Origin of the sequence: Pseudomonas sp. QC2 (assembly GCF_002859085.1) — a bacterium.
GTDB lineage: Bacteria > Pseudomonadota > Gammaproteobacteria > Pseudomonadales > Pseudomonadaceae > Aquipseudomonas > Aquipseudomonas petroselini.
Genome location: NZ_PKKS01000002.1, coordinates 176265 through 195832, shown reverse-complemented (window position 1 = coordinate 195832; position 19568 = coordinate 176265). Strand labels below are relative to the sequence as shown.

Below are 19568 nucleotides of genomic sequence, written 5' to 3'. Positions count from 1 at the left end.
TGGGAGGGGGCTTGCTCCCGATGGCGGTGGTTCAGTCAAATAGAGGCCAACTGATACACCCCCACCGGGAGCAAGCCCCTCCCACAGGAGATCACCCTTGAAGTTTCGATTTGTGTTCGCTCTGCTGTTCGTCAGTGCCACTGCGAGTGCCGCACCACCCACGCTCGAACCGCTGCTCAACAGCATCGCCGAACGCTTGGAGATTGCCGATCAGGTCGCACTGAGCAAATGGGACAGCAAAAAGCCTGTAGAAGATAAAAAGCGCGAACAAGAGGTGATCGCCAGCGTCGCCGCCCAGGCACCGAGCTACAAGCTGCCACCTGGCGCTGCCGAGCAGTTCTTCTCGGCGCAGATCGAAGCCAACAAACTGGTGCAGTACACCCACCTCTCCGACTGGCAATTCCAGGGCAAGGCACCTGACGATCCACGCCCCGACCTGGTGAAACAGATCCGCCCGCAATTGGACGAGCTGCAGAAACGCCTGCTGCAGCAATTGGCTGACTTCACCCCGCAGCGTACCGACCCGCAGTGCCCACAATGGTTGGCCGAGGCCGTGCATGAGCCGCTGAACGATCCGTTGCGTCAGCTGGCGATGATCCGCGCCACGGCCGAACTGTGCACTGGACCTACTTGATTTGAGGACCCGTCCTGCATCTTCACCGAGGCCGGTAGCCATAGCCTGACTGTTCATTTATCGAACAGGATGGAACCATGATCACCCTCAAGTGCTTGATTGCAGCAGCGGTGGGTTTGTCGTTGCTTGGCTGCGGCACCCACCCAAAGAACGCCGTACACATCGAAAAAGAGGTGTTGCTTGAACGCAGCGCGTCATGGGATGGCACACCTTACAAAGCCTACCCCTCAGGTCCGCCGCAACTGACGCTCATACGCCTCAAGATCCCTGCGCACACGCAATTGCCCTGGCACACTCACCCAATGCCGAATGCCGCCTACATCGTTTCGGGAGAGCTGACCGTTGAAACCCGTAAGGGCGGACTGACGCGCACCTTGAGGCAAGGGCAAACCCTGGCCGAGATGGTAGGCATTGAACATCGTGGTATTACCGGCAACACCCCGGTCGAGCTGCTGGTCTTTTACGCGGGCCGTCCGGGCATGCCACTTTCCGAACAACACTGATCCATCCCCCACTCCGGATCGTTTTCACCGCGCCCCGAAAACGATCCACTCGCCACTTCCTGAACAACCTTCATAAAACCGCACTATATTGGTGCGATAGGCTGCACCCTTCCCACCTGGTCAGCCCATTTTGGTTCGAAACTTCCCGAGCAAGCTGGCAGAACGCCACAGTTTCGCGCCTAAATCCCCCATTTCAGGGCTTGCACGCTTCTTTTCGGAGCCTTGGTTTGGTTTTTGCATTTTCCTTGTATCAGCGTGTGCCTCAAGCCCGCGCCTTGCTCCAAAAGAGGTCCCAATGACCATCAGCGATGCACTGCACCGTTTGCTACTCGACAACCTGACCACCGCGACCATCCTGCTCAATGACGACTTGCGCCTTGAGTACATGAACCCGGCGGCAGAGATGCTCCTGGCCATCAGCGGCCAGCGCAGCCATGGGCAGTTCATCAGTGAATTGTTCACCGAGTCGGCCGAAGCCCTGAGTTCATTGCGCCAGGCAGTGGAGCAAGCACACCCGTTCACCAAGCGCGAAGCCATGCTCACTGCGCTTACCGGCCAGACGCTGACGGTCGACTACGCCGTGACCCCTATCCTGAGCAACGGTGCGACCTTGCTGCTGCTGGAAGTGCACCCCCGCGACCGCCTGCTGCGCATCACCAAGGAAGAAGCGCAACTGTCCAAGCAGGAAACCAGCAAGATGCTGGTGCGCGGCCTGGCGCACGAAATCAAGAACCCCCTGGGCGGCATTCGTGGTGCGGCACAACTGCTGGCCCGCGAGCTGCCAGAGGAACACCTCAAGGACTACACCAACGTCATCATCGAAGAGGCCGACCGCCTGCGTAACCTGGTGGACCGCATGCTCGGCTCCAACAAGCTGCCATCGCTGGCGATGACCAACGTGCACGAAGTGCTCGAACGCGTCTGTCACCTCGTGGAAGCCGAAAGCCAGGGCTGCATCACCTTGGTGCGCGACTACGACCCGAGCATTCCCGACGTATTGATCGACCGCGAACAGATGATCCAGGCGGTGCTCAATATCGTGCGCAACGCCATGCAGGCCATCAGCAGCCAGAACGAGCTGCGCCTGGGCCGTATCAGCCTGCGCACCCGCGCCCTGCGCCAGTTCACCATCGGCCATGTGCGCCATCGCCTGGTGACCAAAGTCGAGATCATCGACAACGGCCCAGGTATTCCTGCGGAACTCCAGGAAACCATCTTCTTTCCCATGGTCAGCGGCCGCCCGGACGGTACCGGGCTGGGCCTGGCCATTACCCAGAACATCATCAGCCAGCACCAGGGTCTGATCGAATGTGAGAGCCATCCTGGCCACACCACCTTCTCGATCTTTTTGCCTCTGGAACAAGGAGCCCCATCGACATGAGCCGTAGTGAAACCGTCTGGATCGTCGATGACGACCGTTCTATCCGCTGGGTCCTCGAGAAAGCCTTGCAACAGGAAGGCATGACCACCCAGAGCTTCGACAGCGCGGACGGGGTGATGAGCCGCCTGGCTCGCCAGCAGCCCGACGTGATCATCTCCGACATCCGCATGCCCGGCGCCAGCGGCCTGGACCTGCTCGCGCGGATTCGCGAGCAGCACCCACGCTTGCCGGTGATCATCATGACCGCGCACTCGGACCTGGACAGCGCTGTCGCGTCCTATCAGGGCGGCGCCTTTGAATACCTGCCCAAGCCGTTCGACGTGGACGAGGCGGTGGCGCTGGTCAAGCGCGCCAACCAGCACGCCCAGGAGCAGCAGAACCAAGAAGCTCCGCCCGCCCTGACCCGCACCCCGGAGATCATCGGCGAAGCGCCGGCGATGCAGGAAGTGTTTCGCGCCATCGGGCGCTTGAGCCACTCCAACATCACCGTGCTGATCAACGGCGAATCGGGTACGGGTAAAGAGCTGGTGGCCCATGCCCTGCACCGTCACAGCCCACGGGCGGCCTCGCCGTTTATCGCGCTGAACATGGCGGCGATCCCGAAGGACTTGATGGAGTCCGAGCTGTTCGGCCATGAGAAAGGGGCGTTTACCGGCGCGGCCAATCTGCGTCGCGGCCGCTTTGAACAGGCCGACGGCGGCACCCTGTTCCTCGATGAAATCGGCGACATGCCGGCCGATACCCAGACCCGCCTGTTGCGCGTGCTGGCGGATGGCGAGTTCTATCGGGTGGGCGGGCACACGCCGGTCAAAGTTGATGTGCGCATCATCGCGGCAACTCACCAGAACCTGGAAACCCTGGTGCACGCGGGCAAATTCCGTGAGGACTTGTTCCACCGCCTCAACGTGATCCGCATCCATATTCCGCGCATGTCGGACCGTCGCGAAGACATCCCGACCCTCGCCCGCCACTTCCTCAGCCGCGCCGCCCAGGAGCTGGCCGTCGAGCCGAAGCTGCTGAAAAGCGAGACCGAGGAATACCTCAAGAACCTGCCGTGGCCGGGCAACGTGCGCCAGCTGGAGAACACCTGTCGCTGGATCACCGTGATGGCGTCCGGGCGCGAAGTGCACATCAGCGACCTGCCGCCGGAGCTGTTGAGCCTGCCGCAGGACTCTGCCCCCGTCACCAACTGGGAACAGGCGCTGCGCCAATGGGCCGATCAGGCCCTGGCACGCGGCCAGTCGAACCTGCTGGACAGCGCCGTGCCTGCGTTTGAGCGGATCATGATCGAAACCGCCCTGAAGCACACCGCCGGGCGCCGTCGCGACGCTGCCGTGCTGCTGGGTTGGGGCCGTAATACCCTGACGCGCAAGATCAAGGAGTTGGGGATGAAGGTGGATGGTGGGGATGATGACGAGGGCGATGAAGTCTGAATCGCCGATCCACTGAAGATCCAATGTGGGAGGGGGCTTGCCCCCGATGACGGTATATCAGCCACAGATGTTGTGACTGACCTACTGCCATCGGGGGCAAGCCCCCTCCCACATTTGGATCTTCACAAGGTTCAAGACTGTGCACCGCTTCAATGCACCATGAACCGGCATCGGGCATGGATCCGACACCTGAAACCTATGCCTCATTGGAAAAAAACTGAACACCAAAAACACCAAAGCCCCGTATTCCGGGGCTTTGCGCTTTCTGAAAAATTTTTTTGGCACAATCTGGCAACTCTGGCACGCGCCCTGCAATAACCCTCGTACTACCCAGTTTCGGGGACCTTGGTACAGGCAGGCCGAGAATCCCCTCTTTAACACCGAAGCCTTCAAGGCTTCACCCCGTTTTGGGAGCCCTGGTACAGGCAGGCCGGGAACTCCCTTCTTTACACCCGGGGCTTATGTGGCGCAGCGCCCATAGCCCCAGCCCGTTTTGGGGACCTTGGTACAGGCAGGCCGGGGATTCCCTCTTTTATTGCTCTTGGAGATGGATCTCCAGCCGCCAGCGGCCATCGGCTTTCTCGCCTTTCCACTCCCCTCGCAACGGCCGGGCCGCCACCAGGTTCAGCAGCAGGCCCGCATCGGTCTTGCGCACGCGCCAGTTCACGTCCTTTTCATTGAACTTGAGTTGCCCACTGGCCGCCTTGCCCTGTGCGTCGAATAGCAGCGCCACCGTGCCGTCGATCAGCTCGCCGTGCAGCTTGGGTTCGCTGTTGAACCACACCACCACGCCGTCCGCCACAGTCTCGACCTGCTGCAGCTCGACCGGGTCCGGCGTGGTCAGCCGGCCAATCATCAGGCCCACCATCAGGCCGACAATCGCCAACGAACCCATGACCCTCGGCATTAGCTTCGGCCTTGGGTCCTCTTCGGGGGTAGAATGCAGCGCATCTTTGCCTTCGGAGCCGTGCATGTTTCACGTCATCCTTTTTCAACCAGAAATTCCGCCGAATACCGGCAACGTTATCAGGCTGTGCGCCAACAGTGGCTGCCACCTGCATTTGATCGAGCCCCTGGGCTTTGACATGGACGACAAACGCCTGCGCCGCGCCGGGCTGGACTACCACGAGTACGCCACCCTCAAGCGCCACGCCGACCTCGCCAGCTGCCTGGAGAGCCTGGGGCATCCACGACTGTTCGCGTTCACCACCAAGGGTTCACGGCCGTTCCATGATGCCAGCTTTGCCGAAGGCGATGCTTTCCTGTTCGGTCCGGAAAGCCGGGGCCTGCCGGCCGAGGTACTCGATGCCCTGCCCGACGGCCATCGCCTGCGCTTGCCAATGCGCGAGGGTTGCCGCAGCTTAAACCTGTCCAACACCGTGGCCGTCGCCGTCTATGAAGGCTGGCGCCAACTCGGCTTCAAATAACACCGTAAAACAAGTGTGGGAGGGGGCTTGCCCCCGATGACGGAGTCCAGTCGACATCTATGCGACTGACACTCCGCTATCGGGGGCAAGCCCCCTCCCACATTTTTACCGCGTCGACTTATTGAACCGTCGACGAACCTTCCTGTTGCATGCGCTGCAGCTCTTGCGCGTACAGGGCATCGAAGTTCACCGGAGCCAGCATCAGCGCAGGGAACGAACCACGGGTGACCAGGCTGTCCAGGGTCTCGCGGGCATACGGGAACAGGATGTTCGGGCAGAACGCGCCCAAGGTGTGGCTCATGGATGCTTCGTCCAGGCCCTGGATCAGGAAGATACCGGCCTGTTGCACTTCAGCGATGAAGGCCACTTCTTCCCCGTTCTTCACGGTAACGGACAGGGTCAGCACGACTTCGTGGAAGTCGCCTTCCAGTGCTTTCTGGCGGGTGTTCAGGTCCAGCGCAACGCTTGGGGTCCATTCCTGACGGAAGATGGCCGGGCTTTTCGGCGCTTCGAACGACAGATCACGCACGTAGATGCGCTGCAACGAGAATTGTGGGCCTTGGGCTTCTGCTGCTTCGGTGTTCTGTTGGTCAGTCATCTCAGATCCTTGATCTTGGGGTCTTTTAGGGGTTGGGAGTCAGACGAGCAGCAGCGCATCGAGTTTACCCGCGCGCTCCAGGGCGAACAGGTCGTCGCAGCCACCGATGTGTTTGGCGCCGATCCAGATCTGCGGCACGGACGTGCGCCCCGCCTTCTGGGCCATTTCGGCACGCACCTGGGGTTTGCCATCGACCTTGATTTCTTCGAAGGCAACGCCCTTTTTCTCCAGCAAGGCCTTGGCCCGCATGCAGTAAGGGCACCAATCGCTGGAATACACGACAACCTGGCTCATATCACTTCACCAGTGGCAGGTTATCGCCGCGCCAGCTGCTGATGCCACCGGACAGCTTGGCGGCGGTGAAACCGGCCTTGAGCATTTCGCGCGCATGAGTGCCGGCGTGCTGGCCTTGGGCGTCGACCAGGATGATGGTCTTGGCCTTGTATTTTTCCAGCTCGGCCAGGCGTGCGATCAGCTTGTCCTGTGGAATATTCAGGGCGCCGACGATATGGCCGGTGGCGAAATCCTTGGCCGGGCGGATATCAACGACAACGGCCTCATCCTTGTTGACCAGCGCGGTCAGCTCCGACGTGCTCAGGCTGCGGCCACCACGGCTCATTTCATGAGCAATCAGCAGCGCCAGCAGGATGACGAAGGCACCCACGAGCAGATAGTGGGCAGTGGCAAATGCAATCAGGTGATCAACCATCAAGGAGGTTCCAGGGCGTTAAAATGGCGGTAAGTATACACAGCCGCCAGGGGGGGCCAACCCCCGTAAAGCGGTGACGTGGTCGGAACTTCGCTTTAAACTGCCACTCCCTTTTCAATTGTCTTCCTTTATTACCGCCGCGAGAGGATCTATGACTACTACGCCTAAACCTTTGGTCCTGATAATTCTCGATGGCTTCGGACACAGTGAAAGCCACCACGACAACGCGGTATACGCGGCCAAGAAGCCCGTACTCGACCGCTTGACCGCCACCGTACCCAACGGCCTGATCTCCGGCTCGGGCATGGACGTGGGCCTGCCGGACGGCCAGATGGGCAACTCGGAAGTCGGTCACATGAATCTCGGCGCCGGACGAGTGGTCTATCAAGACTTCACCCGCGTCACCAAAGCGATCCGCGACGGCGAGTTCTTCGAGAACCCAACCATCTGCGCCGCGGTCGATAAAGCCGTCGCCGCCGGCAAAGCGGTGCACTTCATGGGCCTGCTGTCCGATGGCGGCGTCCACAGCCACCAGGACCACCTGGTCGCCATGGCCGAACTGGCCTTCAAGCGCGGCGCCGACAAGATCTACCTGCACGCCTTCCTCGATGGCCGCGACACACCGCCGAAAAGCGCGCAATCCTCCATTGAGCTGCTGGACGCCACGTTCGCCGCCTTGGGCAAAGGCCGTATCGCCAGCCTGGTGGGCCGCTACTTCGCCATGGATCGCGACAACCGCTGGGACCGCGTCTCCCAGGCCTACAACCTGATCGTCGACGGCCAGGCCGACTTCCACGCCGCCACCGCCCAGGAAGGCCTTGAAGCCGCCTATGCCCGTGGCGAAAGCGACGAGTTCGTCAAAGCCACCACCATCGGTGAGCCGGTGAAGGTCGAAGACGGCGACGCCGTGGTGTTCATGAACTTCCGCGCAGACCGCGCACGCGAGCTGAGCCGCGTATTTGTCGAAGATGGTTTCAAGGAATTCGAGCGCGCCCGTCAGCCAAAAGTCCAATACGTGGGCCTGACCCAATACGCCGCCAGCATCCCGGCCCCCGCCGCCTTTGCCGCCGGCACTTTGGATAACGTGCTGGGCGACTACCTGGCGAAAAACGGCAAGACCCAACTGCGCATCGCCGAAACCGAGAAGTACGCCCACGTGACGTTCTTCTTCTCCGGTGGCCGCGAAGAACCGTTCCCAGGCGAAGAACGCATCCTGATCCCATCGCCAAAGGTCGCCACCTACGACCTGCAACCGGAAATGAGTGCGCCGGAAGTCACCGACAAGATCGTCGACGCCATCGACAACCAGCGTTACGACGTGATCGTGGTCAACTACGCCAATGGCGACATGGTCGGCCACAGCGGCAACCTGGAAGCCGCGACCAAGGCCGTGGAATGCCTGGACCTGTGCGTTGGCCGCATCGTCGATGCCCTGGAGAAAGTTGGCGGTGAAGCACTGATCACTGCCGACCACGGCAACTGCGAGCAGATGTCCGACGAATCCACTGGGCAAGCCCACACCGCCCATACCACCGAGCCGGTACCGTTCATCTACGTCGGTAAGCGCGACTTCAAAGTACGTGATGGCGGCGTGCTGGCGGATGTGGCACCGACAATGTTGATGCTGATGGGGTTGGAGAAGCCGGTGGAAATGACAGGCACTTCGATCCTGGTCTGATTCCCAGCATCACCGAAAAATAATGTGGGAGGGGGCTTGCTCCCTCCCACATTGGATCTTCTGTGTTTGGTAGATATCTTTTCGCCATTCCAGCGCCGCTCGGCACCTATCTTGCCTTCCAGCCCGAATTGGGCGTTTTTTTTGCCGCGCTTGGCGGGCATACTAGGCCGTCCCTTTCCCTGGTGTCGCCCGCCTCTATGCTTCGCGCCTTGATTACCCTCGCTCTTGTCTGCCTGCTCCAACCGGCGTTTGCCGATGAGCGCGCACAAACCCAACAACAGTTGGACGCTACGCGTCAGGACATTACCGAGCTGAAAAAACTGCTCGGCAAGCTCCAGGAAGAAAAGTCCGGGGTGCAGAAAGACCTGCGCGGTACGGAAACCGAGATGGGCAAGCTCGAGAAGCAGGTCCAGGAGCTACAAAAAGAATTAAAGAAGAGCGAGTCGGAACTGGAGCGACTCGACGCTGAGAAAAAAAAACTCCAGAGCGCCCGCGTTGAACAGCAACGCCTGATCGCTATCCAGGCCCGTGCCGCCTACCAGAACGGCCGCCAGGAATACCTCAAGCTGCTGCTCAACCAGCAGAACCCGGAAAAATTCGCGCGCACCCTGACCTACTACGACTACCTGAGCAAGGCCCGTATGGAGCAGTTGAAAAGCTTCAACGAGACCTTGCGCCAGTTGGTCAACGTCGAACAGGAAATCGCCAACCAGCAATCGCAGCTGGAAGACCAGAAAAACAGCCTCACTGCCCAGCGCGACGAGCTGGACAAGGTGCGCAAGGAGCGCCAGGTCGCCCTGGCCAAGCTCAATGACGACGTAAAAGCCCGTGACGCCAAGCTGCAGGCCCGCGAGCAGGACCAGGCCGACCTGGCCAAAGTGCTCAAGACCATCGAAGAAACCCTGGCTCGCCAGGCACGCGAGGCCGAAGAAGCGCGGCAAAAAGCGCTGATCGCCCAGCAGGAAGCCGAAAAAAAGCGCCAGCGTGAGGCCGAGATGGCTGCCACCTCGGACGCCCCGGCACCGCGTAAACCGACGCATGCAGCCCCTGGCCCGCTGGTTTCCAGCGCCGGCGAATCGTTCGGTGGCCCTTTTGCTTCAGCGCGCGGCAAACTTCCATGGCCGGTTGATGGTCGATTACTGGCACGCTTTGGGGAAACCCGTGGCGATGACACCCGCGCCAAGTGGGATGGTGTGATGATCAGCGCCTCCGCCGGCAGCCAGGTCCACGCTGTTCACGGTGGCCGTGTCGTGTTTGCCGATTGGCTGCGGGGCGCCGGTTTGTTGGTGATTCTTGACCACGGCAATGGCTATTTGAGCCTTTACGGCCACAATCAGACTTTACTCAAGTCGGCAGGTGATGTTGTAAAAGCCGGTGAATCCATCTCCACTGTCGGTAACAGTGGTGGCCAGGACACCCCGGCGCTGTACTTCGCTATTCGTCAGCAGGGTCGCCCGAGCGATCCTGCACAATGGTGCAGATCCCAAGGATAGGGTCGCATCTACATTAGGAGTTCGTTCGACATGCTGCATTTGTCCCGCCTCACTTCGCTGGCCTTGACGATCGCCCTGGTGATCGGCGCGCCTCTGGCATTCGCCGACCAGGCCGCTCCGGCTGCACCCGCCGCCACGGCCGCAACCACCAAGGCGCCGTTGCCGCTGGACGAGCTGCGCACCTTTGCCGAGGTCATGGACCGGATCAAGGCCGCTTATGTCGAACCCGTAGATGACAAGACCCTGTTGGAGAATGCCATCAAGGGCATGCTCAGCAACCTCGATCCGCACTCCGCTTACCTGGGCCCGGAAGATTTTGCCGAGTTGCAGGAGAGCACCAGCGGTGAATTCGGCGGCCTGGGCATTGAAGTCGGCGCCGAAGACGGTAACATCAAGGTCGTCTCGCCGATCGATGACACCCCGGCGTCCAAGGCTGGCATCCAGGCCGGCGACTTCATCGTGAAGATCAATGGCCAGCCGACCCGTGGCCAGACCATGACCGAAGCCGTCGACAAGATGCGCGGCAAGATCGGCCAGAAAATCACCCTGACCCTGGTACGCGACGGCGGCAACCCGTTCGACGTGACGCTGACCCGCGCGACCATTGTGGTCAAGAGCGTGAAGAGCCAGCTGCTGGAGTCGGGCTACGGCTACATCCGCATCACCCAATTCCAGGTCAAGACCGGCGACGAAGTGGCCAAGGCGCTGGCCAAGCTGCGCAAGGACAACGGCAAGAAACTCAGCGGCATCGTGCTCGACCTGCGTAACAACCCTGGCGGCGTGCTGCAGTCGGCGGTGGAAGTGGTCGACCACTTCATCACCAAGGGCCTGATCGTGTACACCAAAGGCCGTATCGCCAACTCCGAGCTGCGCTTCTCGGCGACCGGCAATGACCTCAGCGAAAACGTACCGCTGGCCGTGCTGATCAACGGCGGCAGCGCTTCGGCGTCGGAGATCGTCGCGGGCGCTCTGCAAGACCAGAAGCGCGGCGTGCTGATGGGCACCACCAGCTTCGGCAAAGGCTCGGTGCAAACCGTGTTGCCGCTGAACAACGAGCGTGCGCTGAAGATCACCACCGCGCTGTATTACACGCCGAACGGCCGCTCGATCCAGGCTCAGGGCATCGTGCCGGACATCGAGGTGCGCAAGGCCAAGATCACCAACGAGATCGACAGCGAGTACTACAAGGAAGCTGACCTGCAAGGTCACCTGGGCAATGGCAACGGCGGCGCCGACCAGCCGACCGGCAGCGGCAAGAAAGCCAAGCCGATGCCGCAGGACGATGACTACCAGCTGGCCCAGGCGCTTAGTCTGCTCAAGGGCTTGAGCATCACCCGCAGCCGTTGATATGCGTTTTGCCCTGATCATCGCTGTGCTGTGCAGCCTGGCAGGCGTCGCTCACGCGACGCCTGCCGGCGAGCCTCAAAAAGCCTACCTGACCCTCATCATCGACGACCTCGGGCAAAACCTGCCCCGGGATCGTCGCGTGCTGGCCCTGCCCGGGCCGGTGACCACGGCGATCATGCCCGACACGCCCCACGCCGCCGAATTCGCCCGCGAAGCCCACAAGGCCGGCAAGATCGTGATCCTCCACATGCCCATGGACCCGGCCACGGGGCCGTTCGCCTGGCACCCCGAATTGCCTATCGAAGAACTTGGCAAGCGACTGGACGCCGCGTTCCAGGCGGTGCCCTATACCGCCGGCATCAACAACCACATGGGCAGCCGCATGACGGCGCAACCGGCCGCCATGGCCTGGTTGATGGCCGAGTTGCAACGGCGCAACAAGTTCTTTGTCGACAGCCGCACCAGCGCCCAAACCGTCGCCGCCGCCGAAGCGCAGAAGATCGGCCTGGCGCATGTCTCGCGGGATGTGTTCCTCGATGACGAGCGCACCGAGGCGGCGATTACCACGCAGTTGCAAACCGCAATCAAGCTGGCACACAAACAAGGTTCCGCCGTGATGATCGGCCACCCTTATCCACAAACCCTGGCAGTGCTGGAGCGCGAGTTGCCCAAGCTCAAGGCCCAGGGCGTCGACTGGATTGATATCAAGTTGATGATCAGCGTACGCGGCAACCAGGCCATGGCCGGGCACGGCAAAAATGGCACCTACCGCCCATCGCCGACTAAATAACTACCCCCGCTCTGCCAGTTGCCCCCTCGATAGTTGACGCCTGCCCCGCATCAATTCGAGGATGACCATGAAAACCCTTTATCCCGCGCTGATCTGCGCGCTGCTGACTGCGTGCCCTGTGTATCTATGGGGCGCGTCCAAAGACTTTGGTGAAGGCCTGGCCAACGCCAGCGCTCCACGCCTGCTGACCAACGCCAACCAACAACATAATCACTGGAGCGGCATCGGCCGCATCCGCAACGATAAAGCACTCTGCACCGCGACCCTACTGGATACCCGCGATGAACAAGGCACTTCCGGCCCGGCTTACATCATCACCAGCAGCCATTGCATTCACCGTGTCAGTGGTGCCGTCATCAAGGACCAGGTACTCAAGGGCCATATCAGCTTCAACTACTTCGATGACACGTTGGAGCAGCTCAAGACCTACCCGCTCAAGACCCTGAAGTGGGGTAGCAGCCACGGCGTCGACCTGGCACTCATTGAGCTCGATATTCCGCTGTCCGCCTTGATCAGCAACGGCATCGAGCCGATGAAACTGGCCGAGGACCTACCTGACGAAGCACGCCCGATTCTTGCCCTGATCGTCCCTGAATGGAACACGCTGCACCTGTCAGCGTGCCTTCAACAGGCCTCACAAGAGGTGGTAGCGCAACCTTTTGTATGGCGCGTAACCATGAAAAACCAATGCAAGGGCGTGCAATCAGGCGCATTCGGTGCACCACTGGTGGATCGCGCCACCAATACGCTGTTCGGCATTCTCAGCAGTACAACCATCGGCCAGGCCGCAGCTAAAAAGTGTCAGCGCGACGCACCATGCGAGGTGAGGGATGGCAAGGCGAGTTGGCATGCCGACAGTAACTACGGCAGTCCTGTCGTGTTCCTCAAGCACTGTTTTGTGGAGGGCGTGCTGACTGACAACGAGCAGACCTGCAACCTCTACCCCGCGACGTCCATCACCTTCAGCAGCCCTGAGCCGCTGCAACAATATTTCGTCAAAAGGCCCGGAGACAAGGGCCGGAATATCACGCCAAGCTGGAACCTGGAATTTACTACTACCAGCCGGCTCTATCGCTACAAGGCCGTACGCCGTGCCAGCGAATGTGAAAACCCCGTGCATTACAGCCCGCCGATCAACAGCCACAACGCATCGATCAAGGACCCCATCGGCCCGCAAACCGGCATGCATCTGTTGTGCATCCTGGGGGTCGAATCAGACCAGGCGGTGAGCAACAGCGCGATGCGCAATGCCTTGACGCTGGCGGTCGAACTCGCTGAACCGGCGGCGACCCGCGCCCCAGACGTCAGCATCGTGCTCGACAGGCAGTTCTTGCAGCGCTACACCGTTATCTGGAACCTGGCGCCACCCTTTATAAGCCGCTACACCTACAAATTTGGCCCAGCTCAACGCACAGATTGCCTGGCACCCGAAGGCTATCGGACACTGCCGCCCAAGCACAGCGATACGGAAGAATCCGATGACGCAGAGGACCTCTTCGGCATGCCTCCCCTGGACCAGGCCCCCGATGCACCGCATCAGAAGTTCGCGCAGATTATTTCCACGCACAACCAGCCGATAAAAATCTGCACCTACGCATTCGACCAGGCAGGCCGGCCTTCAGATTTGCGCGTGGACCGGCTCAAACCACGTTGACCACTAGAGATAACGCGCCATGATCTCGTCAACACGCCCTTCTTTGCGCAGTTGGTTCAACGCTGCTTGAAGCTTCTCCACAAGCTCATCAGGCACGTCCTTGTTCAGGGCGAGGTAAAGCTGAGCACTATTAAAACGCAGCACCGTCTTGAGCCCGGTCACACCGACCTGGCGAGCCAGGTACCGGCCGGCCGGATCGCCGGTAGCCCACAGGTCGATCTGACCCTCCAGCAGCTTTTGCGCGTTGTCCTGGTCGCGCAACACCACCATCGGCTTAAGGCCCTGCTTCTCCAGGGTCTCGGCGATGGCGTCGCCTTTGTAAGCGCCGATCTTGTAGCGACGGGCGTGCTCGAGGTCGCTCAACTGGATCTTGCTATCTGCCTTGGCCAGCAGTACCCAATCGTCTGGGCCGATGGGACCGACCCATTTGAACAGCGCTTCACGGTCCGGCAGGCGGGCCATCACGAACACGCCGTAACCGGGTTTCTCCAGGGCGAGTTTGTAGATTCGCTCCCAAGGGAAACGCAGGGTGAGGCTGTAGGAAATGCCGGCGCGCTTGAAGGTCTCGCGCATGATGTCCACGGCGATGCCTTCGATGTTCTCGTCCTTGGCGAAATTCTTGCCGTTTTTCGCCATGTTATAGGGCGGGAAGTTTTCCGTCAGCAACACCAGGGAGGCGTCAGACGATTCATCGGCGTGGCCAGGGCCAGCCAACAGGAGCGACGTACTGGCGAGGGCGAGCAGCAGGTGTTTGAACATGAAGGTTACCGGAATCCATGGCAAGCGCAGAGATTGCCGCGCGCTTGCCATGGTGTCCAGCAGCGTTTAGCGAACGACGATACCGCGCGCCGCCATGTAGGCCTTGGCCTCGGGGACGGTGTATTCGCCAAAGTGGAAAATACTCGCCGCCAGCACTGCGCTGGCGTGGCCTTCGATCACGCCGTCAGCCAGGTGCTGCAGGTTGCCGACGCCGCCGGAAGCGATCACCGGGATACCCAACGCATCGCTGATGGCACGGGTCACGCCCAGGTCGAAGCCGTTTTTCATGCCGTCCTGGTCCATGCTGGTCAGCAGGATTTCACCGGCACCCAGGCCTTCCATCTTCATCGCCCATTCCACCGCATCCAGACCGGTAGGCTTGCGGCCGCCGTGGGTGAAGATCTCCCAGCGCGGGGTTTCGCCCGGGCCGGAGACTTTCTTGGCGTCGATGGCCACCACAATGCATTGCGAACCAAAGTGCTGCGCGGCCTCGCCGACAAACTCCGGGTTGAACACCGCAGCGGTGTTGATCGAGACCTTGTCCGCGCCGGCATTGAGCAGGTTGCGGATGTCTTGCACGGTGCGCACGCCACCGCCCACGGTCAGCGGGATAAACACCTGGCTGGCCATGCGCTCGACGGTATGCAGCGTGGTGTCGCGGCCATCGACGCTGGCGGTGATGTCGAGAAAGGTAATCTCGTCGGCACCCTGCTCATCGTAGCGACGGGCGATTTCCACCGGGTCTCCGGCGTCACGGATGTTCTCGAACTTGACGCCCTTGACCACGCGACCGTTGTCGACGTCCAGGCAAGGGATGATGCGTTTGGCCAGCGCCATGGTCAGTCCTCAGCCGTTGTAGGCGTCGCAGTAAGCCTGGGCTTCGGCGACGTCCAGGGTACCTTCGTAGATCGCGCGGCCGGTGATGGCGCCGATGATGCCGGGGGCCTTGGCGTCCAGCAGCGACTTGATGTCGCCCAAGTTGTGGATACCGCCGGAAGCGATCACCGGGATCTTGGTCGCAGCGGCCAGCGCAGCGGTGAACGGCACGTTGCAGCCCTGCATCATGCCGTCTTTGGCGATGTCGGTATAAACGATGGCGGACACGCCGTCAGCTTCGAACTGCTTGGCCAGGTCGATCACCTGCACGGTGCTGATCTCGGCCCAACCGTCGGTGGCGACGAAACCATCTTTAGCGTCCAGGCCCACGATGACCTTGCCAGGAAACGCGCGGCAGGCTTCGGCGACGAACGCCGGGTCTTTCACAGCCTTGGTGCCAATGATTACGTAGCTCACGCCGGCTTTTACGTAGTGCTCGATGGTTTCCAGCGAGCGGATACCGCCGCCGATCTGGATCGGCAGGTTCGGGTAGCGCTTGGCGATCGCGGTGACCACCTCGCCGTTGACCGGCTGGCCTTCGAAGGCGCCGTTCAAGTCCACCAGATGCAGACGACGGCAGCCCCCTTCCACCCATTTGGCAGCCATGCTCACCGGGTCGTCGGAGAACACGGTGGAGTCTTCCATGCGGCCTTGGCGCAGACGTACGCAGGCGCCGTCCTTGAGATCGATAGCGGGAATAATCAGCATCTGGCAAACCTTATTCGATATTCAGCAATGCTTGGGAAATCAGGGTTTCTCAAGCGACCACAGGTCGCTTTCGATGCTTTCGAACCTTTCTTTAAGGAGCGTCTGCGTGTCGAAAATCGCCCTGTTGTAATAGTGCGGAGCCACTTCGGTGGTGAACAGCTCAAGAATTTCGGCGACCTCGAACGAGCCCAGCTTGAGCTCGAAGCGGTCCTCCATGAAGCGCTTGATCTTGAGGGTAGCCTCACTCTCCTGTTCGGGCGTGAGGTTCAAGACCGGCTGCTTCGGCTTCCTGGCCATTTACCAGCGCCCGTCCCAGGCGGCGAAGTTCTGCAGCAATTGCAGGCCATGGGTATGGCTCTTCTCCGGGTGGAACTGCACGGCAAACCGCGAACCTTCGGCCAGCGCGGCGGCGAAGTCCACCCCGTAGTGCCCGCCACCCACCACCTGGCCCGGCTTGCCGGCGGCGATGTAGTAGCTGTGCACGAAGTAGAAGCGCGCCATGTCCGGCACTTCGTGCCAGAGCGGGTGATCGACGCTCTGGCGCACTTCGTTCCAGCCCATGTGCGGGACTTTCAAGTGTTCGCCGTCTTCATGCAGGTCTTTGCCGAAGAACTTCACCTGGCCTGGGAACAGGCCGATGCAGTCGACGCCATCGTTCTCTTCACTGCTGTCGAGCAAGGCTTGCATGCCTACGCAGATGCCGAGGAACGGACGATCCTGGCTGACCTCGCGCACCAGGCTGTCAAAGCCCAGGCGGCGGATCTCGGCCATGCAGTCGCGAATCGCGCCAACGCCGGGAAACACCACCCGGTCAGCTTCGCGAATCACGTTGGCATCGCTGGTGATCAGCACTTTGCCGGCGCCTACATGTTCGAGGGCCTTGGCCACCGAGTGCAGGTTACCCATGCCGTAATCGATAACCGCGACCGTCTGCATTACAGGACGCCCTTGGTCGAAGGCATTTGCCCGGCCATGCGGTCGTCCAGCTCTACGGCCATGCGCAGCGCGCGGCCGAAGGCCTTGAACACGGTTTCGATCTGGTGGTGAGTGTTGGTGCCGCGCAGGTTGTCGATGTGCAGGCTGACCAGTGCGTGGTTGACGAAACCCTGGAAAAATTCCTGGAACAGGTCGACATCGAAGCCGCCGACGGTGGCGCGGGTGTAGGGCACGTGCATCTGCAGGCCTGGGCGGCCAGAGAAGTCGATGACCACACGCGACAGCGCTTCGTCCAGCGGGACATAGGCGTGGCCGTAGCGACGGATGCCTTTTTTGTCGCCGATGGCCTTGGCAAATGCCTGGCCGAGGGTGATGCCGACGTCTTCCACCGTGTGGTGGTCGTCGATATGCAGGTCGCCCTTGCTGACGATATCCAGGTCGATCAGCCCGTGACGGGCGATCTGGTCCAGCATGTGCTCAAGAAAAGGTACACCGATATCAAATCGGGCCTTTCCGGTGCCATCCAGGTTAATCGAGGCTTTGATCTGGGTTTCCAGAGTGTCGCGCTCGACGGACGCCTTACGTTCGGCCATCACCAGCTCCGCAAAATCATTGGGCGAAAAAGGCAGCCATTATAGGGGCGCGGGCGCTAAACAGAAACATCGGAGGGGATAAGACTGATGGAGTGTCGGAGATAGACATGTGCATACAACTGTTGGGTTGGGCTGATGTGGCGAGGGAGCTTGCTCCCGCTGGGCTGCGCAGCAGCCCCAAAACCTGTCACCGCGAGCTTCCAGAACCAACGCGGTGAATTGATTGGGGTCGCTTCGCGACCCAGCGGGAGCAAGCTCCCTCGCCACAACAAGCCCGGCTCCCGCAGGAACCAGGCCCACCCGGTCATCGCAGTGTTAGTGGAACAGAACCGCGGTCTTCTGCAAGGTCACCCACACACCCCACGCCAACGGAATACCCACCACCAGCCAGGCCGCGATGGCCAATGGCACGGTGCCGGAAGCGGCTTTCCACTCCAGGGAAGTGGTGGCATCCGCCCCTTTGTCATGACCCAGCGCCTGTTCGGCGGCCAATTCGGCATCGGTCATGAAGTACTTGTCCGCCACCGGGCGAACCAGCAGATTGCAGATGAAACCCAGCACCAGCAGGCCGGCGAGGATGTACAAGGTGATGTCATAGGCAGCCGCGCGTTCAACGCCGATGCTCAACTGATATTCACGCAGGTAGTTCACCAGCACCGGACCCAAGACGCCCGCAGCGGCCCAGGCGGTCAGCAGGCGACCGTGGATCGCGCCGACCATTTGCGTACCGAACAGGTCGGCCAGGTAGGCAGGAACGGTCGCAAAACCACCCCCGTACATCGACAGGATGATACAGAACGCCGCCACGAACAGCGCCACGTTGCCCAGGTGCCCCAGGTTCGGGATCAGCGCGTACAGGGCAAAGCCCAGGGCGAAGAACACGAAATAGGTGTTTTTACGGCCCAGGTAGTCGGAGAACGATGCCCAGAAGAAGCGGCCGCCGATGTTGAACAGGCTCAACAGACCGGTGAAACCTGCCGCGATGGCCGCGATGGAGGCCAGCTGACCGGCATCCAGTTGACCGAACGGCACATCAACACCCAGCAACTTGCCGCCGAACACTTCCTGCAGCAGCGGCGAAGCCATGCCGAGGATGCCGATACCGGCGGATACGTTCAGGCACAACACCAACCAAACCAGGCGGAATTGCGGGGTTTTCCACGCCACGTTCACGTGCACGTGACGGTGGGTGATCATCGCGTTGCTGGCCTTTTTCGCCGGGGCGGTCCAGCCCTCAGGTTTCCAGCCGGTCGGCGGAACGCGATAAGACAGTGCGCCGCCGATCATGAACACAAAGTAGATCGCCGCCATCACCAGGAAGCTCTGCCACACGCCCACGCTGGTCGGCGTGGCAAAGTGGCCCATCAACGCTGCGGCCAGGGGTGCACCTACCATCGCGCCGCCGCCAAAGCCCATGATCGCCATACCGGTGGCCATGCCACGCTTGTCCGGGAACCACTTGATCAGGGTCGACACGGGAGAGATGTAGCCCAGGCCCAGGCCGATACCGCCGATGACCCCGGAGCCGATCCACATCAGCCAGATCTGGTGGGTATAGATACCCAAGGCCGAAATCAGCAGCCCGCCGCACCAGCACAACGCCGATACAACACCGGCCTTACGTGGCCCGGCATGTTCCAGCCAGCCGCCCCAGATCGCTGCCGAGCAGCCCAGGAAGATGAAGAACAGGGTGTAGATCCAGCCCAGCATGGAGATGGGCCAGTCGCATTGGGACGAGAAGACTTGGGCGATGAAGCTCATGTCCGGCGCGCAGGCGACCGGTTTGGTAACACCCAGTGCCTTGGACAGAGGCAGCCAGAACACCGAGAACCCGTAGGCCATGCCGATGCACAGGTGGATGGCCAGGGCGGCCGGTGGAACCAGCCAGCGGTTGAAGCCGGGCTTGGCGATGATGCGTTCCTTGGACAGGAACGCTGGCTTTGCAGCAGATGAACCTGCCGCAGTGCTAGTGCTCATTGGTGTTTCCCCCAGTTGTTAGTATGTGTCCGTCAGGCGCTCTCTCCCTCGGCCTTGCACGCAAAGCGTGGC

Annotated in this window: 21 protein-coding genes; 10 read left to right on the top strand and 11 right to left on the bottom strand. The window is 61.0% G+C overall.

All coding sequences use genetic code 11. The features are described from left to right. The first annotated feature begins 97 nt into the window (after positions 1-97). The 4 genes from QCBJ_RS01140 to ntrC all read left to right on the top strand — a co-directional run bounded on the left by QCBJ_RS01140 (position 98) and on the right by ntrC (position 3951). The gene (locus tag QCBJ_RS01140) at positions 98-634 is read left to right on the top strand and encodes a chorismate mutase (RefSeq protein ID WP_046034639.1); all 537 of its coding nucleotides are present in this window, start codon (positions 98-100) and stop codon (positions 632-634) included. A gap of 77 nt (positions 635-711) precedes the next feature. Continuing rightward, positions 712-1137 carry a cupin domain-containing protein gene (locus tag QCBJ_RS01135; protein ID WP_012721759.1) on the top strand — a complete coding sequence of 142 codons (426 nt, stop codon included), beginning with the start codon at positions 712-714 and terminating at the stop codon, positions 1135-1137. A gap of 295 nt (positions 1138-1432) precedes the next feature. Next, positions 1433-2518: a nitrogen regulation protein NR(II) gene (glnL, locus tag QCBJ_RS01130; RefSeq protein ID WP_046034638.1), complete on the top strand. Its 1086-nt coding sequence runs from the start codon at positions 1433-1435 to the stop codon at positions 2516-2518. Further along, positions 2515-3951 (top strand): nitrogen regulation protein NR(I), encoded by a 1437-nt coding sequence (gene ntrC, locus QCBJ_RS01125; RefSeq protein ID WP_046034637.1) that lies wholly within the window; start codon positions 2515-2517, stop codon positions 3949-3951. The genes glnL and ntrC overlap by 4 nt, the downstream gene beginning before the upstream one ends. Before the next feature lie 532 nt (positions 3952-4483). On the opposite strand, the gene QCBJ_RS01115 is transcribed toward ntrC, so the two are convergent. Beyond that, complete coding sequence (locus QCBJ_RS01115) at positions 4484-4924, bottom strand: hypothetical protein (protein WP_012721757.1); 441 nt, start codon at positions 4922-4924, stop codon at positions 4484-4486. Here QCBJ_RS01115 and QCBJ_RS01110 point away from each other — a divergent pair. Beyond that, positions 4923-5378 carry a tRNA (cytidine(34)-2'-O)-methyltransferase gene (locus tag QCBJ_RS01110; protein WP_003171120.1) on the top strand — a complete coding sequence of 152 codons (456 nt, stop codon included), beginning with the start codon at positions 4923-4925 and terminating at the stop codon, positions 5376-5378. The genes QCBJ_RS01115 and QCBJ_RS01110 overlap by 2 nt on opposite strands. Positions 5379-5496: 118 nt before the next feature. On the opposite strand, the gene secB is transcribed toward QCBJ_RS01110, so the two are convergent. From secB to QCBJ_RS01095, 3 genes are read right to left on the bottom strand one after another with little or no spacing between them, the layout of a single operon-like run. Next, positions 5497-5976, bottom strand: coding sequence for a protein-export chaperone SecB (gene secB / locus QCBJ_RS01105; protein ID WP_012721755.1), 480 nt, complete (start codon positions 5974-5976; stop codon positions 5497-5499). Between the two features lie 39 nt (positions 5977-6015). Continuing rightward, on the bottom strand, positions 6016-6270 hold the full coding sequence (gene grxC, locus QCBJ_RS01100; protein ID WP_010213876.1) for a glutaredoxin 3: 255 nt from the start codon (positions 6268-6270) through the stop codon (positions 6016-6018). 1 nt (position 6271) lies between these two features. Continuing rightward, entirely contained in the window at positions 6272-6685 is a 414-nt protein-coding gene (locus QCBJ_RS01095) for a rhodanese-like domain-containing protein (protein ID WP_043204648.1), read from the bottom strand. Between the two features lie 151 nt (positions 6686-6836). Between QCBJ_RS01095 and gpmI the strand changes: the two genes are divergently transcribed. From gpmI to QCBJ_RS01070, 5 genes are all read left to right on the top strand, one after another. Continuing rightward, positions 6837-8363 (top strand): 2,3-bisphosphoglycerate-independent phosphoglycerate mutase, encoded by a 1527-nt coding sequence (gene gpmI, locus QCBJ_RS01090; protein ID WP_046034636.1) that lies wholly within the window; start codon positions 6837-6839, stop codon positions 8361-8363. A 197-nt stretch (positions 8364-8560) separates the two neighbouring features. Next, positions 8561-9856 carry a murein hydrolase activator EnvC gene (locus tag QCBJ_RS01085; RefSeq protein WP_102059959.1) on the top strand — a complete coding sequence of 432 codons (1296 nt, stop codon included), beginning with the start codon at positions 8561-8563 and terminating at the stop codon, positions 9854-9856. Between the two features lie 30 nt (positions 9857-9886). Next, entirely contained in the window at positions 9887-11203 is a 1317-nt protein-coding gene (locus QCBJ_RS01080) for a S41 family peptidase (protein ID WP_012721751.1), read from the top strand. A 1-nt stretch (position 11204) separates the two neighbouring features. Next, positions 11205-11993: a divergent polysaccharide deacetylase family protein gene (locus tag QCBJ_RS01075; RefSeq protein ID WP_012721750.1), complete on the top strand. Its 789-nt coding sequence runs from the start codon at positions 11205-11207 to the stop codon at positions 11991-11993. 67 nt (positions 11994-12060) lie between these two features. After that, positions 12061-13647 (top strand): serine protease, encoded by a 1587-nt coding sequence (locus tag QCBJ_RS01070; protein WP_256581440.1) that lies wholly within the window; start codon positions 12061-12063, stop codon positions 13645-13647. 3 nt (positions 13648-13650) lie between these two features. On the opposite strand, the gene QCBJ_RS01065 is transcribed toward QCBJ_RS01070, so the two are convergent. The 7 genes from QCBJ_RS01065 to QCBJ_RS01030 form a co-directional block, all read right to left on the bottom strand. Then, positions 13651-14406 carry an ABC transporter substrate-binding protein gene (locus tag QCBJ_RS01065; protein WP_102059957.1) on the bottom strand — a complete coding sequence of 252 codons (756 nt, stop codon included), beginning with the start codon at positions 14404-14406 and terminating at the stop codon, positions 13651-13653. A 66-nt stretch (positions 14407-14472) separates the two neighbouring features. Further along, positions 14473-15243, bottom strand: a complete 771-nt coding sequence (hisF, locus tag QCBJ_RS01060; protein ID WP_003171107.1) for an imidazole glycerol phosphate synthase subunit HisF — start codon at positions 15241-15243, stop codon at positions 14473-14475. Positions 15244-15252: 9 nt separating this feature from the next. Beyond that, on the bottom strand, positions 15253-15990 hold the full coding sequence (hisA, locus tag QCBJ_RS01055) for a 1-(5-phosphoribosyl)-5-[(5-phosphoribosylamino)methylideneamino]imidazole-4-carboxamide isomerase (RefSeq protein WP_003187784.1): 738 nt from the start codon (positions 15988-15990) through the stop codon (positions 15253-15255). Positions 15991-16029: 39 nt separating this feature from the next. Beyond that, the gene (locus QCBJ_RS01050) at positions 16030-16287 is read right to left on the bottom strand and encodes a DUF2164 domain-containing protein (protein ID WP_012721747.1); all 258 of its coding nucleotides are present in this window, start codon (positions 16285-16287) and stop codon (positions 16030-16032) included. Then, complete coding sequence (gene hisH / locus QCBJ_RS01045) at positions 16288-16926, bottom strand: imidazole glycerol phosphate synthase subunit HisH (protein WP_012721746.1); 639 nt, start codon at positions 16924-16926, stop codon at positions 16288-16290. Continuing rightward, complete coding sequence (gene hisB / locus QCBJ_RS01040) at positions 16926-17519, bottom strand: imidazoleglycerol-phosphate dehydratase HisB (protein ID WP_003218037.1); 594 nt, start codon at positions 17517-17519, stop codon at positions 16926-16928. Before hisB ends, hisH begins: the two co-directional genes overlap by 1 nt. Positions 17520-17834: 315 nt before the next feature. Then, a complete protein-coding gene (locus tag QCBJ_RS01030; protein WP_012721745.1) occupies positions 17835-19496 on the bottom strand; it encodes an OFA family MFS transporter in 1662 nt (553 codons plus the stop codon). Positions 19497-19568: the final 72 nt, after the last annotated feature.